Source organism: Stenotrophomonas maltophilia group sp. Smal13, from assembly GCF_030236855.1.
GTDB classification, from domain to species: Bacteria; Pseudomonadota; Gammaproteobacteria; order Xanthomonadales; family Xanthomonadaceae; genus Stenotrophomonas; species Stenotrophomonas maltophilia_A.
Genome location: NZ_JASJSQ010000013.1, coordinates 1 through 16,182 on the forward strand (window position 1 = coordinate 1; position 16,182 = coordinate 16,182).

Genomic DNA, 16,182 nt, shown 5'->3' on the forward strand with positions numbered 1-16,182 from the left:
CGGGTCATCGTCGGCACTGCATGTCCTGCGCCTCTTCGTTGGCAGCCCAGGCCAGGGTGGCCAGCACCAGCGTGCGCCGCAGACTCGGTTCCACTGCACCTGCGCCGCGCAGCTGCTGCAGCATCAGGGTGGACACCGCCGCCGGCAGCTTGCTCCAGCGCGATGCCATGGGAGTGGCATCTACCCGGGCCTGCAGCCGCAAGGCCATGCCCAGGATGGCGCGCAGGCGCAGTGCCAGCAGGGCGACGACCACGAGAGTGGCTAGGGCGAGCAGCAGATGCAGGGTGGCGTCGGCGACCGGGTGCGTTGCCGCCCAGACCGCCAGACCAATCAGCGCCAGCGACGCGAGTGCGCCGGAACGGCCAGTGCCACCGGGCCCATCGCTGCGGAACCCCACCAGGGCGGCCGCCCCGAAGCCCGCCAGCAGCGGGGGTAACGGATCCGGCGCGGCCAGCATCCAGCTGGTGGTCGATGCCAACACGACGGCGATCAACCACGGCGAAGGCGCACACCACGCCAGGTAGGCACGGCGCACATCGATGGGTGGCAGGTCTGGATGGGAAAGGGACACGGCAGGCGGGCAGTCGGCGAGGCCGACGAGGCTAGCGACCGTTGATGGAGACTCGGTCGAGATTGTGTCGAGATTGCGTGGACGCAGGCCGCAGCATTCAGGCGCGGGGCTGGTGCCTGAACGGCTGCCGCGCCTCCATGCAATCTCCACAGTGGCTCCAAGAAACGTCCATCCGCGGCTTCCAGACTGCGGTTTCGGCGGTCGCACTGGGCGCCTGCACGCAGCCGGGCGTTTCGATGAGCAACCGCAGGACCTGGATCATTGCCGCTACGGTGGCCACATTGGCCGCCGGCGCTGGATGGTGGGCGTTTGCCGGCGGCGATGATGCCGCGCTGATCACCGCACCGGCAAGGGTGGCGGATCTGGAGAAGACCGTACAGGCGGTCGGCCGGGTCCATCCCAAGGAGCTGGTGGCGGTGGGTGCGCAGGTGTCCGGCCAGGTCAAGCGCCTGCATGTAGTGCTGGGCCAGCGCGTACAGGCCGGTGACCTGATCGCCGAGGTCGATTCGCAGCCGCAGCGTATCGCGCTGCGCAGTGCCGAGGCGGCCACCAACACGCTGCGCGCCCAGCATGCCGCCAGCCAGGCCCGCTATGCGCAGGCCAGTCGTGCTTACCAGCGGCAGTCGCAGCTGGTGGCGTCGCGCCTGGTGTCACAGGAAGGTTTCGAAGCCGCACGCGTGGCACGCGATGCGGCACGCTCAGAGGTGGCCGCGCTGCAGGCGCAGATCGACCAGGCCGTGACCCAGGTCGAAACCGCACGGATCAACCTGGGCTATACCCGCATTGTTTCGCCCAGCGACGGTTACATCGTGGCCATCGTTACCAAGGCCGGGCAGACGTTGAACTCGATGCAGACCACGCCGACCATCGTGATGCTGGCGCAGATGGATACGATGACCGTGCGCGCCGAGATCGCCGAGGCCGACGTCGAGCTGGTGGCACCGGGACAACCGCTGTGGTTCTCGACACTGGGGCCGAGCGGCCGCCGCTATGAATCCCACCTGCAGCAGCTGGAACCGGCGCCGTCCTCGATTGCCGACGTCGCCACCGGCAATGCGGGTGGCTCTGCGCAGACGCCGAAGGCGGTGTACTACGCCGGCCTGTTCGACGTGGCCAATCCCGGCCTGAAGCTGAAGCCCTCGATGACGGTGAAAGTGACCCTGCAGCTGGCGCGGGTCGCCAACGCGCTGCAGGTGCCATTGACGGCGCTGGCCGATTCGGATGGCAAGGACGGCAGCCGTGGAACCGTGCGCGTGGTGGACACCAAGGGCCGCCCCCAGCAGCGTGCGGTGACGACCGGCCTGCGCACCGCCACCGCCGTGCAGATCCTGTCCGGCCTGCGCGAGGGCGAGAACGTGGTGGTCGGCCAGGCGCCCAGCGGCGGCGAATCCGAACCGACCAGCCTGCTGGGGATGTGAGCATGGCCGACGCACTGCTGGAACTGCATGGCGTATCGCGCGCCTATCGCTCCGCCGCCGGCGAGGTGGTGGTGCTGAAGGACGTTTCGCTGCGCATCGATGCCGGCGAGTTCATCGCCATCATCGGCCCCTCGGGCTCGGGCAAGTCCACGCTGATGAACATCCTTGGCTGCCTGGACCGGCCGACCGAGGGCAGCTATCGGGTGAACGGCGAGGCCACCGAGCAGATGGCGCCGGACGCGCTGGCACGCCTGCGCCGCGAGCATTTCGGCTTCATCTTCCAGCGCTACAACCTGATGGAGAACCTGAGTGCCACCGAGAACGTGGCGCTGCCGGCAGTCTATGCCGGCGTGGAGGCGGACGTGCGCACTGCCCGTGCACGCACGCTGCTGGAAACGCTGGGGCTGGGCGAACGCATGGCGAACCGGCCGAGCCAGCTTTCCGGCGGCCAGCAGCAGCGCGTGTCCATTGCCCGTTCGCTGATGAACGGCGGCGCGATCGTGCTGGCCGATGAACCCACCGGCGCGCTCGATCACGCCAGTGGCCAGCAGGTGATGGCCGAGCTGAAGCGCCTGCATGCACAGGGCCACACGGTGATCCTGGTGACACACGATGCGGCGATTGCCGCCAACGCGGCGCGGGTGATCGAGATCGCCGACGGCCGGGTGGTGGCCGACCGCGGCGAGCGGGGATCGCGTGCTGCGGCTGAAACTCCCGGGACCGAACGCGGCGTGTCGCCGGTCACCGAGCGCCGCGCACGCATGGATGCGATTCGCGAAGCCGCGCGCATGGCCGTGCGCTCGATGCTGGCCCATCGCCTGCGCACGCTGCTGACCATGCTTGGGATCATCATCGGCGTAGCGGCCGTGGTGACCGTGGTTGCGCTGGGCAAGGGTGCACAGGCGCAGGTTGAATCACAGATCACCGAACTGGGCGCCAGTACGCTGGAGATCTTCCCGGGCTCGGATTTCGGTGACCCGCGCTCGGCGGAGATCGAGACGCTGGTGGTGGGCGATGCGGACCATCTTGCGGCGTTGAGTTACGTGGACAGCGTAAGCCCGAACCTGAGCGGATCGGTGGCAGCGCTGCAGGGCAACCGGCGTGCCAACACCCAGGTGCTGGGCGTAGGCGCCGACATGCCGCGCGTGCGTGGGCTGCGGCTGAAGGCCGGCCGCTTCTTCACCGACGCCGAAGTGGATGCGCATCGCGCAGTGGGTGTGGTCGACCAGAAGGCCGCCAAAGCGCTGTTCAGCGGCAACCCGATTGGCAGCACGGTGCTGCTGGGCGGCATGCCGGTGGAGGTGATCGGTGTGGTCGGGGCCAATGCGTTCGCTGGCGGTGCAACCCCGACGGTCTACGTGCCGTATACCTCGGCGGCCTCGCGGCTGCTGGGCAGCGAGCGCCTGGAGAGCATCACGGTGCGTGTGCGCGACGACGTGCCCACCAACGCCGCCGAGGCCTCGCTGGGGGCCGAGCTGGAGCGGTTGCATGGCCGTCGTGACTTCTTCATCTACAACGCCGACCAGATCCGCAAGGCGGTGATGAAGTCCAGTCAGACCATGGCAGCGTTGGTTTCGGCCATCGCAGCAGTGGCGCTGGTGGTCGGCGGGGTGGGGGTGATGAACATCATGCTGGTCTCGGTGAAGGAGCGCGTGCGCGAGATCGGCGTGCGGCTGGCGGTGGGCGCGCGGCAGGGCGACATCCTGCGCCAGTTCCTGATCGAGGCGGTGCTGATCTGCCTGTTCGGTGGCGCGATGGGGGTGCTGTTCGCGTTCGGGGTGGGTGCGCTGTCCAGCCTGCTGTCGCTGGGTGTGCCGTTCCTGTTCACGGCGGGGCCGGTGCTCGCCGCGCTGGCATGTTCGTCTGCGATCGGGCTTGGCTTCGGCTACTTCCCGGCGCGCAGCGCGGCGCAGCTGGACCCGATCCAGGCGTTGGCAGCGGAGTAGGCGCAAGCCCGGTGCGGGCATCTGTGGAGCCCAAGGGAACGGCAGGGGCCGTTGCCTTCGGCTCCACAGGAGCAGCCTCAGGATGAGGGGCGCGGATGCGTGCGCACGCGTGCACGCTCGCGATACAGGCGGCTGTCGGCGCGCTGCAGGGTGTCGGCCACCGTCTCGCCGGGTGCATGGTGGGTCGCGCCCAGCGAGAAGGGTGTGGGTGACTGCCCGGCATGCTGCGCATACCACTGCTCCAGCGCGGCCAGCCGTCCCGGTTCCGGTGCAGTCAGCACCACCATGAACTCGTCGCCACCCATACGCACTACGCTTTCCATTGACCCCAGTGGAGCGCGCAGGAAGGCGGCGAACTCGACCAGCACCGTGTCACCCCGTGCATGGCCCTGGGTGTCGTTGATCTGCTTGAAATGATCCAGATCGAACATCAGGCAGGCCCAAGGCTGGTCGATCAGTTCGTCCAGGCGGGGCAGGAAGCGGCGGTTGTAGCTCTGGGTGAGGGGATCCTTGAAGGACATCTCGCGCAACTGCTGTTCCTGCATCCGCAGTGCGGTGACGTCCTGCGCATGGCCGAGCACGTAGGGTGGGGTGGCCTCGTTGTCGAGCACGTTGTGATACGCCCAGAAATGCCGGGTACCATCGGCGGCGATCAGCTCGATGACGCCGGCATCGGTGTGGTTGACTGCGATGCGTTCCAGATACGCCTTGAACGCGACCCGCTTCTCCGGCGGCATCAGGTCGCACAAGCTGCGCCCGATCATGTAGCTCTCATCGAAGCCCAGTGACTGCACAGCCGCTGGATTCACCGAGGTCAGCACGCCCTCCAGCGTGTGGGTGCAGATCAGGCCAAGGCTGTAGTGGAACAGCCGCCGGTAGCGGGTTTCGCTGGCTTCCAGTGCATCCAGCGCGGCGCGCTCCTCGGTGATGTCCTGTATGGCCCCGACCAGCCGCGGCCGGCCATCGACCTGCTGCCGGCCTCCAACCACGCGGGTCCAGATGGCTCGTCCGTCGGCGGTGGTCATCGGCAGCTGCACCTCCCACGACGTGCCTTCATCGATGCAACGCTGCACCGCCGTGCGGATGATGTTTCGGCTGTCCTCGCGATAGAACGAGAGCGCAGTTTCGAGCGTCGGTTCGAAGTTGCTGCGCACGCCGTGGATCTGCTTGGTTTCGCGGGTCCAGCGGACCTCGTTGCTGACCAGGTCCATTTCCCAGCCACCCACCCGGGCCGCGCGGTTCGTGCGCTCCAGGAAGTCCTCGCTGCGCTTCAGCTCACGATGCAGGGCCTTGGCCTGGCCGACCTGGGCCATCAGCGTGCTGCGCTGCTCCAGCACCTGAGTGGTGACCCGGGCCAGATGCACCATCAATTCGCGCTGGGAGGGAGACAGAACGCCCGGCATCGGGTCGAGCAGGCACAGCGTTCCTATGCGCGCGCCATGCGCCGAGCCCAGCGAGATCCCCGCGTAGTGGCGGATGCGCGGGCCGCCGGTGACCAGTGGATTGCTGGCGAAGCGCGGGTCCTGGCGCGCGTCCGGAATCTCGAACAGCGTGTCCTGCTGTATGGCATGGGTGCAGAATGAAATCTCGCGCGCGGTTTCGCTGACACCTTCCAGCCCGATGTTGGCCTTGAACCACTGGCGCTCGTCGGCAACAACTGAAATCAGAGCCATGGTCATGCCGGTTGCGGCACGCGCGGCGGCGACGATCGCATCGAAAACAGGCTCTGGTGGCGTGTCGAGCAGGTGCAGGCGGTCGAGTTCAAGCAGTCGTTCGGCTTCGTCCATGGCACTTTTCAGGGCGGGGTGGCAAGGGCGGCTTCGGCTGTCGGGCACTACGCTAGTGCGTACCGCGTTATGTATCGCCAGCGTCGGGTGATGCCGGTGTGACGCGTTGGCATCAGCGTTTCGGTGGGCCGCACGTGGGTCGAGCCAAAACGTGACGGCGGTCGCGGACATGCAGCGCGTGTCGAACGACGGGGTAACGACGGGGTAGTGCCGGCCGCTGGCCGGCAACCTCATGACATCCGGATCATTGCAGATGCCGGCCAGCGGCCGGCATTACCGGTCGATTGGCCGGCAGGCGACGCAACGCGCAACGCACGCATCACGGGGCGTTCCGCCAGCAGCCGCAATGGTGGGCCGCATAGGCTGGGTAGTGCCGGCCGCTGGCCGGCAACTTCGTGACGCCGGGGTACTGCAGATGCCGGCCAGCGGCCGGCACTACCCCATCACACGACCAATGGCATCGGCCAGCAGGGCGCGCACCCGTTCCGGCGGCAGGTCGGGATCGCGCACGGCACGCATCGCCAGCCCTTCCACCAGCAGTCGCAGCAGCAGGGTTCGGCTGGCAATCCGCTCTTCGTCCACGGCGCGGCCCAGATTGACGTCACGCTGGCGCAGCCAGGCATGGATCGCGGCGCTGGTCTGTTTGTCATGGGTACGCAGCACCTCGGCCAGCATCGGGTCGCGATGCGCCTCGGCGTTGATTTCCGCATACAGCGCCACGCTGGCGATGGCATTGCCGTGGATCGGCAGCACTTCGCCGCGTGCCCATTGCTGATAACACTCCAGCAGCCCGTCCACCAGGTCCGATGCTGCCGGCATCTCGCTGATCGAGGCCTGGTCGTGGCGCAGCTGGCGCTCGATCAGGGCCAGGATCAAGGCCCGCTTGTTGGCGAAGTAGCGGTACATCAGCCCTTGGCTGATCTCAGCTTCGGCGGCGATGTCGCCGATCGAACCGGCATGGAAACCACGGGTGATGAAGCACTTCTGGGCGGCGTCGAGGATGCGCCGGCGCTGGGCTTCGGCATGGGCGGCGGCAGGGGCGGCGGCAGGGGCGTCAGCGGGTGCGGCTACGGCGGTTTTCGGCGTCATTGCATGAAGTCGGGGCGTCCAGAGGCGGGATAGTACGTCACAAAAGGTGTGAATGAACGGTCATTCATTTGTAATTCCCGCCTCCCAGACTGCGCCGGCCTTCTCCTTCCGCGAATGAGTCCGATGCGCCACGCCCTGCTGCACCGCCCGCTGCTCACCCTCGCCATTGCCGCCGCACTGCCGGCGCTGGCCCATGCCGAAGACAGTCCCAGCGCCGACGCCGAGGCATCCGCCGATGCCGCGCGCACCGTGGTCGCCCTTGACCAGGTGATGGTGACTGCGCAGAAACGCGCCACCAACCTGCAGGAGACCCCGATCTCGGTATCGGTGGTCGATGCCGAAGCGCTGAAGGACCGCAGCGCGATTTCGCTGGGCAGCTTGTCCGATGGCTCCATCCCATCACTGCGGGTCACGCCGTTCGCTACCCGCAGTTCGGCGCTGAACATCGGCATCCGCGGCATCGGCGCCTCCGGCGACGCCAACCAACCGGCCCGCGATGCCGGCGTCGGCATCTACGTCGACGGGGTGTTCATGGGCCGCGCGCAGGGCCTGGGCAGCATGCTCTACGACGTGGAGCGCATCGAAGTGCTGAAGGGGCCGCAGGGCACGCTGTTCGGCCGCAATACCGAAGGCGGCGCGGTGAGCATCGTCACCAAGGCGCCGACCGGCGAGTTTGGCGGCAACGTCAGCGCTGGCGTGTCCAACTTCAGCGGCTACAACAGTGCGCTGCACCTGGATCTGCCCAAGGTGGGCGATGTCAGCTTCAAGATCGACGCCGTGCAGGCCAAGCGTGGCGGCACCACCGACAATCCGATGCGCGGCGAGCGTGACTTCAACAGTTACGACAAGCGCGGCGCCCGCCTGAGTGCGCTGTGGCAGCCGAGCGATGACTTCTCTTTGTTGTACGCGTTCGATCGCTCCTATGATGCCACCACGCCATATCACACCCAGGTGCTGGTGCCAGGCGCCTACCTCAGCCCCCTGCAGAAGGCCGGCGCCAGCCAGGATCGCCGCGACAGCGCCATCCTGGGCGGGCCGCAGGAAGACAACATCGGACGGACCAGTGGCCATCTGTTGAACCTGTCGTGGACGCTGAACGACAACCTGGAGTTGAAGTCGATCAGTTCCTACCGTGAACTCACCCAGGGGCAGTTCGACATGGGGCTGGTCGATGCGATTTCGGCCTATGGTGGCGCAGGCACACCCTTCGGGCGTTACAGCCTGGCCCAGGTCTACCAGCACCAGTACAGCCAGGAATTCCAGCTGATCGGCAACACCTCGCAGGTGCAGTTCCTGGGCGGTGCGTTCTATTACCACGAGACCGCTGGTGACAATGCGCAGACCCCGAACATGCTGGTCTGGGGGCCGGGTGGCAACAGCTACACCGTGAATCCGGCGACCAACCCGCTGGATCTCTCGCGGGTACGCATCGATCGCGCCAGCAAGGCCTGGACCGACAGCCTGGGCGTCTTCGGCCAGGCCACGTGGACCCCGGAAGCGATGCAGCGGCTGCACCTGACAGCGGGTGGCCGCTATACCCGCGATGACAAGAAGGGCAGCCTGTACATCGTCAATGGTGCGGCGACCAACCTTGCGTTCAAGGATCGCTGGAGCCGTTTCGACCCGATGGTCAATATCGCCTACGACCTCGGCGAGCACGCGATGGTCTATGCCAAGTACAGCACCGGCTTCAAGGCCGGCGGTGCCAACTCGCGCTCGACCAACTACAGCGCGTTCGGTCCTGAAGAAGTGACGGCCTATGAGCTGGGCTTCAAATCGCAGTTCTGGGACAACCGCGCGCGCCTGAACCTGGCGGTCTTCGATTCGACCATCACGCACAAGCAGATGGACTTCTCGCTGCCGTTCGACCCGAACAGCGGCGAAACCCGCACCACCATGGTCACCACCAATGCATTGAGCGATGGCAAGTCGCGCGGCGCGGAGCTGGAGTTCAACGTGATGCCGGTGGACAACCTCACCCTCGGCCTCAACTACGCCTATACGAAGATCGACGCGCAGACCGCGACGGACCCGTTCGGTGCAGGGGTGCAGGTAACGGTCCAGCCGCTGCTGGCGCCGAAGAACGCCGGCAGCCTGTCGGTCGACTACCTGGTGCCGTTCGCGAACTTCTCGGCACTGAAATTCCATGTGGACGGCAACTGGTCCGATGGCTACTACACCAGCGAGTACGACCAGATGCTGACCGACAGCTCGTTCGTGGTGAACGCACGGGTGGCGCTGGTGGATGTGCCGGTCAACAGCACTGGCACCACCATGTCGTTCTCGTTGTGGGCACGCAACCTGCTCGATGAGCAGCACCTGTTCTACAAGATCAACAGCGCAGCGCTGGGCCAGAGCGGCATCTTCAACGACCCGCGTACCTTCGGCCTGGAAATGGCCGTCAACTTCTGATTCGAACGGAGAATTCCATGAAGCACCGCTCTACCGAACTTGTCCTGGCCCTGATGCTCAGCCTGCCGATGGCTGCGACGGCGGCTGCCGCTGATGCGCCGCAGGTCGCCGCCGCGAAGCCGACGGCCGTTGCGAACGTGATGCCCGTCGCTGCCGATGCGCAGCGCGTGATCCCGCTGCAGGGCGCCTGGAACGTGCGTACCTTCGCCGGCCTGCAGGGCCGCCACGGTCCGATTCCGGCCGATGCGTTCGTGCGCACCGCAGACCTCGGCCGCCTCACCGATGCCGACCGTGATGCCCTGGCCGCGGCCGGCGTGAAGCTGGATATCGACCTGCGTACTGCCGATGAAGAGGCGCAGTCGCCGGACCTGCTGGCCAGGGATGATCGCTTTGCCTACCAGCGCATTTCGCTGATGGGCACCGACAAGATGGACCTGCAGAAGATGATGACCAGTTTCCCGGATTCGCTGGGCGAAGCCTATGTGCAGTGGCTGGGCCACAGCCAGCCGCAGTTCAAGCAGGTGTTCCAGCGCATCGCCGCGCAGCAGGACGGTGCCGTGCTGTTCCATTGCACGGCCGGCAAGGACCGCACCGGCATCATCGCTGGCCTGCTGCTGGACCTGGTGGGCGTGCCGAAGGCCGAGATCGTGCACAACTACGCGATCTCCGCGCACTACCTGGAAGGGCAGCCGAAGGACAGCGCGATGAACGCGCAGATCATGGCGCTGGTCAAGCAGAACCCCGAGATCGGCCGCAAGATGGCCGGCATGTCCGGTACCGCGCCGGACAACATGGAGCAGTTCCTGGCGGTACTGCACAGCCAGTACGGTGGTGCAGAGGGTTACCTGAAGTCGATCGGGGTCAGCGAACAGGAGATCCAGCAGTTGAAGGTACGGCTGGGGCAGGCTGGCTGAAGACTGCCAGGCTGAAGGCAGGTGCCGGACAGCCCGGCACCTGCCGTGCGTCATCACGGCTGCGGCGGCGCTACCAGGATGGCGGCATCCAGCACCGGGAATGTCTGCGGTGCCTGGCCGGACGATGCAACCAGGCGGATTTCCAGCGTGGTCGTTCCCCCATCGGCGGCATTCAGCGCCTGCAGGGCCCCCAGTTTCTGCGGCAGCGGCACCGCGAACGTGGTTGGGTGGCTGTGATCCATCCCGGCCATGGTCGGCCCGAAGAACGATACGGTGCCGGCGTAGTACGGACTGTCGGCCGCCACGGAGGCGGTGCCCGCCGGTGCGTTGATCAGCACGTCGAACTCGCGCGTATTGTTCAAACCGCGTGGTCGCTCCAGGGTCACTTCGGCAATCAACTGACGCGGGCCCGATGTGGTCAGATGCGCGCGCACCGCCTCACTGGGGACAGCCACGCGGACGGCGCCATCGGAGCGTGTGCCGCGCACCAGCCGCACCGCGCCGGCAGCTGCTGGCAGCGTGACCGCCTCCAGCATGTCGTTGCGGCGCGCGTAGACGTAGTCGTAGTCGAAGGCCGTGGTGGAGAAGAACGCACTGGCCGGACGCTCGCCAACGGGCTTGCCCTGTGCATCGACGAAGAACCGGAACGGTTCGTTCATGAACTGACGCCGCTGGTCGACGTTGATGGGCATGATCGGCTTGCCGCGGGACTGCTGCAGCTGGTTCCACACATCCCACAGGCGGTCCATGTTGGCGTGGTGCAGGTAGAAGATCGGATCGAGTGGTGACAGGAAGTTGGTCATGTTGCCGTAGGGGCCGGGATCGACCGCGCCGACGCCACCGATGCAGTTGTGCACCTTGTTGTGCGGGAATCCTTCCAGTACCGAGAATTTCGTGGCGCCGTCAGGCTGCACCACGTGCGAGGCCGTACGCGAGCTGGTGAAGCTGCGGCTGACATCGTCGTTGTAGAACTCGACCGGCGACAGCCCCGCGTGGATGGTGTCGGGAGACACGGCCGAAGCGGTCTTTGCATCGAAGCCGGGATTCTCGCGCCAGAGGTAGCGGGCGCCGCAGGTGATCGCATAGGCCGCATTGCCCGAGATGCCGGTCTTTTCCGCGACGCTGTAGCCGGTTACATCGTTCCAGACATCGTCTGCAGTGAGGTAGCCGCGGAACTTGAGCTGGCCGCGTTGGCCTGCATCCAGTGTGTCCCAGTAGCGCTGCAACGCCGGGCGCATGAACCGGGTGAAGACCGCCAGGTTGCGCGTATACGGCGCATAGGCGCTGTCAGTGGGCGTCAATACGCCGTCGAACATCGCCGGGGGAATCCGTGGCAGCTCGGTCCAGTCCCAGTAGGGCATGGCGAACTGCGGATCACCGCTGAGCGTACGGATGGTCTGTTCGAAGTAGCCGACATAGCCCCGGTGCCAGACATAAAACCACCAGTTGCCGTGCGGGCAGTCCATCAGATGCACGAAGGCATTGCGGAACCAGTTGCGTGGATCGTCTGCCGGCAGTGCCAACATGGCCTTGATGCCACGCGCGTAGCTGGCCAGCATGCGCTGGCCTTCGGGGCTGGTGACGTTGTAGCGGTGGTAGCGCGCCTGCGCGGCCTTTCCGGCCGGTGCGGCGCCGCTGGCCCAGGCTCCGGGCGCCACCAGTGACGCCAATGAAGCGCTGGCGGTGGTGGCAAGAAAATCACGACGTGTGTAGCGCATAGCCTTCCCCCTGGTGATTGGTTGAACCGCGTTGGGTTACAAATCACTGGCAGGGCCGGCGGCAGCGTGTCGGCCGGCCCGACGGGGACATCCAGCCCCGCCGCTTCCACCGGCAGGTGCAACGATGGCCGGGGTGGAAGCGGCGGTAGTATAGGCATGGCAAACAAAGCTGATCTGCGAAGCAGGCCACAGTCGCAGGCGCGTACACATCTGCCCGGCTGAAGCTGTTCACCGTCGTCGTTGCGACGTTGTCGATCAGCCAGGCATGGCCTGGCTCTACTGGTCGGGTTTCACCCTTGCCACCCGTTTCCGGTACTCGTACACGTTGTCACCGCGTATGCGCTTTTCCTCGGTGCCGGTGACCCGGCCCACCTGCTGGTCTGAACCGGTCACGGGCTGCGCCTCGATTTCGGTCTCGTGCTCGAAGGAATGTGATTTGTCGGTGTTGCGGTAATAGCGGTACAACGCCCAGTACAGCGCGGTTGCGCCGGCCGGACCTGCCGCCAACAGCCAGAGGCCACTGTCGTCGCTCATGTCGATGCCACCAGGAAGGCAATTGCGAGGGCTTCAATGACGGTGCCGGTGGCAAGGGCCGCCAGCAGCATCTTCCATTGCTGCACGGGCACGCTGCCCATGGTTTCGCCGGTACGGCCGTTCACCGCGATGTAGTGCAGCATGCCGCCGTTCTTGCCAGGCTGATGGTACGAGTACAGCCAGACCGGCAGGTACATCGACACCCAGCGGGTGCCATGCACCTCCAGCTGTTCCTGCTCCCAGCGCACGCCGCGGTTGTAGCGCTTCACCGAGCCTTCCACCTGTGCGCGGGCAATCGACAGCAGCTGGTCTTCCAGCCGCGGCCGCAGCTTTTCCACATCCAGGTTGCGCTTCTCCGAAGTGAAGCCGGCCAGGTAGGAGGCGTTCCATTTCACCGCGTTCTTGGTATCGAACGGCAGGATGGTGTTGATGATGTTGTTGGTGTTGGCGCGGGTATCCAGGTTGCCGCGCTCGGCCGAGGATTCCAGCGGAAGATCGTCGACGGTGAAATCGACCTGGCGTTCGACCTGGTAGACATCGGCGTCGTAGAGGGTGCGCTTGTTCTTCTCGCTGCCGACCGTGTATTCACGGGTCTTGATCTCGCCTTTGCCGGCCACCGCAGCGCTGACATTGCTGTCGACGATCATGTAGGGCAGGAACACGCCCACCACGTTTTCAGGGGTGAACTGGTCCTTGAACGCCTTCAGCGCGAACATCCGGCGCTTGTCGACGAACTGGCGGATGCGCGCGACCGCATCGTCCTTCTTGATGTGGAAGGGCAGCACCGCATCGGGTACCGCGCCATTGGCAATCTGCTCGTTGACGCCGAAGACGTGGCGGCACCAGTGGCAGCGCGCCGTCATCGTGCTTTCGGTGTTGACCGTGACTTCTGCGCCACAGCCCGTGCACTTGAAGGTCATCAACGCCGAGGTGTCGGCATCGATGTCGCGTGCGCCGGAGGCGATGACGGTACCGCGCAGCTGGTCGATGGCCTCACCCAGCCCGAACTCCTCCTCGACGCGTGCACCATGCCATTCGTGACGGCAGTACAGGCAGATCAGGATATCGGTACCGGCCTTGGGCCGGATGTCGGTGGCGCCGCACTTCGGGCAGCGGTTGAGGCCGTCCTTGAGCTCGCTGGCCGAAGTATCGATGGCCACAGGATCGGGCGCTTCCACTTCATCGCGGATGGCCTGTGGCAGTTTCGAGGTGTCCAGCGGGAAGCTGCCGGGCAGGGGAGGGACGTCCTGCGGCGAACCGGGCCCATCCAACGACGCCGCCGGCAAGGGCGGCGGCGTCGCGGGCGCGGATCCGGGCAGCGGCGGCGGGCCGTTTCGGGGATCGGACATGTTCGTTGTGCGTCCTGCTGTTACAGGCCCAGTGCCTTGGCTTTCAGGGCGTCATAGTCGCTCTGGGTGATCAGGCCCAGGTCCAGCATTTCCTTGGCCTTCTTCAGCTTGGCGACCGGGTCATCCGCGGCCGGAGTGACCGGCTGCTGCATGCCACCCACTCCGAACATGCCCGAGGCCATGCCGACGCCGACCAGGCCGGCCGCGCCGCCGTTCTCGCCGGCCGACTGGATGCCCTGGGCGACACTGGCCTGCAGGTTGGAATTGCCGCGCGAACCGGACAACGCATCGGCGCGCTGCACGGTCTTCAGCAGTTCGCGGGTATTGGCGTCGTATTCAATCGAGACGATAGCGGTCTTGACGATGGCCAGGCCACGGTCGGACTTCCACTGGTAACCCTGTTCGACCGCAGCCGACAGGCTCTGCGCGAAGCCCAGCGAGTCCTGCTGCAGCTTGGTGATGCGGTTGCCCTTGCTCGGGTCGTTGGTATACAGGCTGAAGGCCGGCGCCAGCGAACCGACCACTTCATTGAACAGCTGGCTGGCCGCGGCGTTGTCCAGATCGGTGAAGTCGAACACCTGTCCCGGCTGCAGGTAGCTGGCCGGCACGAAGTTCTTCACGAACAGGATCGGGTCGACGATCTTCAGCGTGTACGAACCACGCGTGACCGCGCCGACCTGGGTGTTAAGGAAGCCGTCGTCCCAGTAGATTTCCGACTGGGTGCCGAAGCGGTTGTCCGGCAGTTCCTTCAGCGAGACGAAGTAGGCCGCCTGCTGCGAGCCCGGCTGGCCGCCGAACTTGAAGCGCTCCCAGCTCTGCTTGATGAAGGTGCTGACCAGGCCGTCACCGGCGAAGATCGACTGCGAGTTCAGATCGTCAGAGCGCCACTCGTAGCCGCCCGGTTCGGCGACGAACGCGGTGATCGCGCCGTCCTGGAACAGCAGCAGGCCATAGCCCTCCGGCACGATGATCTTCGAGCCGTTGGTGATGATGTTGGACGAGCCGCTGGTGTTGGAGCCGCGGCCGGCATTGGTGCCCTGCGGCACGGCCGCGAACAGCGCCGCCGTGGACGGCAGGCCCGCCGGCACGGTGTAGAAGTCCTTCCACTGGTCGGCCAGCACACCGCCAACCGCACCCTTCACCGCCTGTACCAGACCCATGACCAACTCCCTGTGATTCGAGGGCAGGCACCATGCCTGCCGAGCTGGACTGAATATAGCAGTGGCCGGGGGCGGCTGTGGTGCCGGTGGGTGAATCAGGGACTGTGTTGGCGCGGTCATCCCGCCAACGGGGCGTCAAGCACCGGCAAGCACTCGTCTGGCGGAATCCGCTACAGTCCGGCGGGAATCTTAGCTAATCTTCAAGGATGGAATGACATGAGTTCCGGTGCAGCCTTCACGGCCAAGAACATCGACGATCTTGTCTCCCGGGTACACAAGAAGCGAGGCAGAAGGGGGGAACTTCAACAGCTTGCGGCGTTGTTCTCGCCCGGATTCTGGAAACCGTTCGAGGCGCTGATCCGCAGCGATAGTAGTTTCTCCAGCAGCAATGGCATGAAAAGGACGGTCGAAGTCAGCCTCGGTTACATTGACAAAATCCCCATGGCCGGATTCACCAATGTTGTGAAGGACCATAGGGGCCAGGAGATAACCGAGCGGGTTGAGATTGGCGATGCGGCGGTCTTCTTCATCGACCGGCTTCAGATCCACTCTGGCACCTGCTTCGTGAGGGCTGCACGTGGCTTGATCCTGCAGGCCAAGGTGGTAGGAAACGCAAAAGGAAAAAAGCTGGTGACACCTGTCGTGTCGCTTCCTAGCAAGAAGAACGACTCGACATTGAAAGAGCTTGCTCTGCTTTCAGAGTGGCCCGCATTCGACCTCTACTTCGCTGCAGGGTCGAATGCGGCGCTACAGAACGGCTACCAAATTGGTGCCGGCAGTTACGTTCAATCCAAGCAAGCACCGCCGCACGCGTGGTACATCGGTGCTTCTTCTGATCCGAAGCGTCCTTTCAGTCCTCACTGGGTAGCAAGCGCTGCCAAACGGGGTGAGCCGTGCGACCAATCGCTTGGGACGTTGCTCGAAGCTCTGGTACGCACGGGCTCTCTGGCTTGCGGAAGAGAGGTGGGTGCGGATTTCACGTTTGACGCATCCCGGATCGCAGGCAGGAATGATTTCAAACTTGCATTCACCGCCTTACCGCCAGATTGGAGTGATCTTTGTCATCAGCTGATCCTGGCTTGCAACAAGTACGCTATGCCAAGCCATCTGCTGAACAAGGGAGAAGATGCCGGGCGCTTCAACACGGCCCATGCATGTTCAACGCCCTACCACCTGGTCTGGAATTGGCTGGTTGCGCGCTTTTCCCGAAAAAGAAGATTCCCTGTGGTTGTCATTTCGGTCAGTAGCCACGAAGGACGTTGATGAGGTCGCATGGCAGATGCA

The 16,182-nt window shown here is 65.3% G+C and carries 12 protein-coding genes; 5 read left to right on the plus strand and 7 right to left on the minus strand.

All coding sequences use genetic code 11. The annotated features are described in order from the left end of the window. Positions 1-4: 4 nt before the first annotated feature. Positions 5-571, minus strand: coding sequence for a hypothetical protein (locus QRO95_RS06665; protein ID WP_236494342.1), 567 nt, complete (start codon positions 569-571; stop codon positions 5-7). A 236-nt stretch (positions 572-807) separates the two neighbouring features. On the opposite strand from QRO95_RS06665, the gene QRO95_RS06670 reads away from it, so the two are divergent. Both QRO95_RS06670 and QRO95_RS06675 read left to right on the plus strand, forming a co-directional pair. Then, the gene (locus QRO95_RS06670) at positions 808-1,989 is read left to right on the plus strand and encodes an efflux RND transporter periplasmic adaptor subunit (protein ID WP_285302036.1); all 1,182 of its coding nucleotides are present in this window, start codon (positions 808-810) and stop codon (positions 1,987-1,989) included. A gap of 2 nt (positions 1,990-1,991) precedes the next feature. Beyond that, positions 1,992-3,935, plus strand: a complete 1,944-nt coding sequence (locus QRO95_RS06675; RefSeq protein WP_285302037.1) for a MacB family efflux pump subunit — start codon at positions 1,992-1,994, stop codon at positions 3,933-3,935. A gap of 77 nt (positions 3,936-4,012) precedes the next feature. On the opposite strand, the gene QRO95_RS06680 is transcribed toward QRO95_RS06675, so the two are convergent. Both QRO95_RS06680 and QRO95_RS06685 read right to left on the minus strand, forming a co-directional pair. Continuing rightward, a complete protein-coding gene (locus QRO95_RS06680; RefSeq protein ID WP_343237323.1) occupies positions 4,013-5,722 on the minus strand; it encodes a PAS domain S-box protein in 1,710 nt (569 codons plus the stop codon). Positions 5,723-6,157: 435 nt separating this feature from the next. Next, entirely contained in the window at positions 6,158-6,811 is a 654-nt protein-coding gene (locus QRO95_RS06685; protein WP_285302040.1) for a TetR/AcrR family transcriptional regulator, read from the minus strand. Between the two features lie 123 nt (positions 6,812-6,934). Here QRO95_RS06685 and QRO95_RS06690 point away from each other — a divergent pair, with 123 nt between their 5' ends. Continuing rightward, entirely contained in the window at positions 6,935-9,223 is a 2,289-nt protein-coding gene (locus QRO95_RS06690; RefSeq protein ID WP_285302041.1) for a TonB-dependent receptor, read from the plus strand. A gap of 17 nt (positions 9,224-9,240) precedes the next feature. After that, complete coding sequence (locus tag QRO95_RS06695) at positions 9,241-10,137, plus strand: tyrosine-protein phosphatase (protein WP_285302042.1); 897 nt, start codon at positions 9,241-9,243, stop codon at positions 10,135-10,137. Between the two features lie 53 nt (positions 10,138-10,190). Here the strand turns inward: QRO95_RS06695 and QRO95_RS06700 are convergent, their stop codons facing one another. The 4 genes from QRO95_RS06700 to QRO95_RS06715 form a co-directional block, all read right to left on the minus strand. Further along, complete coding sequence (locus QRO95_RS06700; RefSeq protein ID WP_285302043.1) at positions 10,191-11,855, minus strand: tyrosinase family protein; 1,665 nt, start codon at positions 11,853-11,855, stop codon at positions 10,191-10,193. Positions 11,856-12,131: 276 nt separating this feature from the next. Then, complete coding sequence (locus QRO95_RS06705) at positions 12,132-12,389, minus strand: hypothetical protein (RefSeq protein ID WP_032127215.1); 258 nt, start codon at positions 12,387-12,389, stop codon at positions 12,132-12,134. After that, complete coding sequence (locus QRO95_RS06710) at positions 12,386-13,738, minus strand: TFIIB-type zinc ribbon-containing protein (protein ID WP_285302044.1); 1,353 nt, start codon at positions 13,736-13,738, stop codon at positions 12,386-12,388. The genes QRO95_RS06705 and QRO95_RS06710 overlap by 4 nt, the downstream gene beginning before the upstream one ends. Before the next feature lie 20 nt (positions 13,739-13,758). Then, positions 13,759-14,898, minus strand: coding sequence for an SPFH domain-containing protein (locus tag QRO95_RS06715; RefSeq protein WP_049401484.1), 1,140 nt, complete (start codon positions 14,896-14,898; stop codon positions 13,759-13,761). Positions 14,899-15,114: 216 nt separating this feature from the next. On the opposite strand from QRO95_RS06715, the gene QRO95_RS06720 reads away from it, so the two are divergent. After that, positions 15,115-16,161: a hypothetical protein gene (locus tag QRO95_RS06720; RefSeq protein ID WP_285302045.1), complete on the plus strand. Its 1,047-nt coding sequence runs from the start codon at positions 15,115-15,117 to the stop codon at positions 16,159-16,161. Positions 16,162-16,182: the final 21 nt, after the last annotated feature.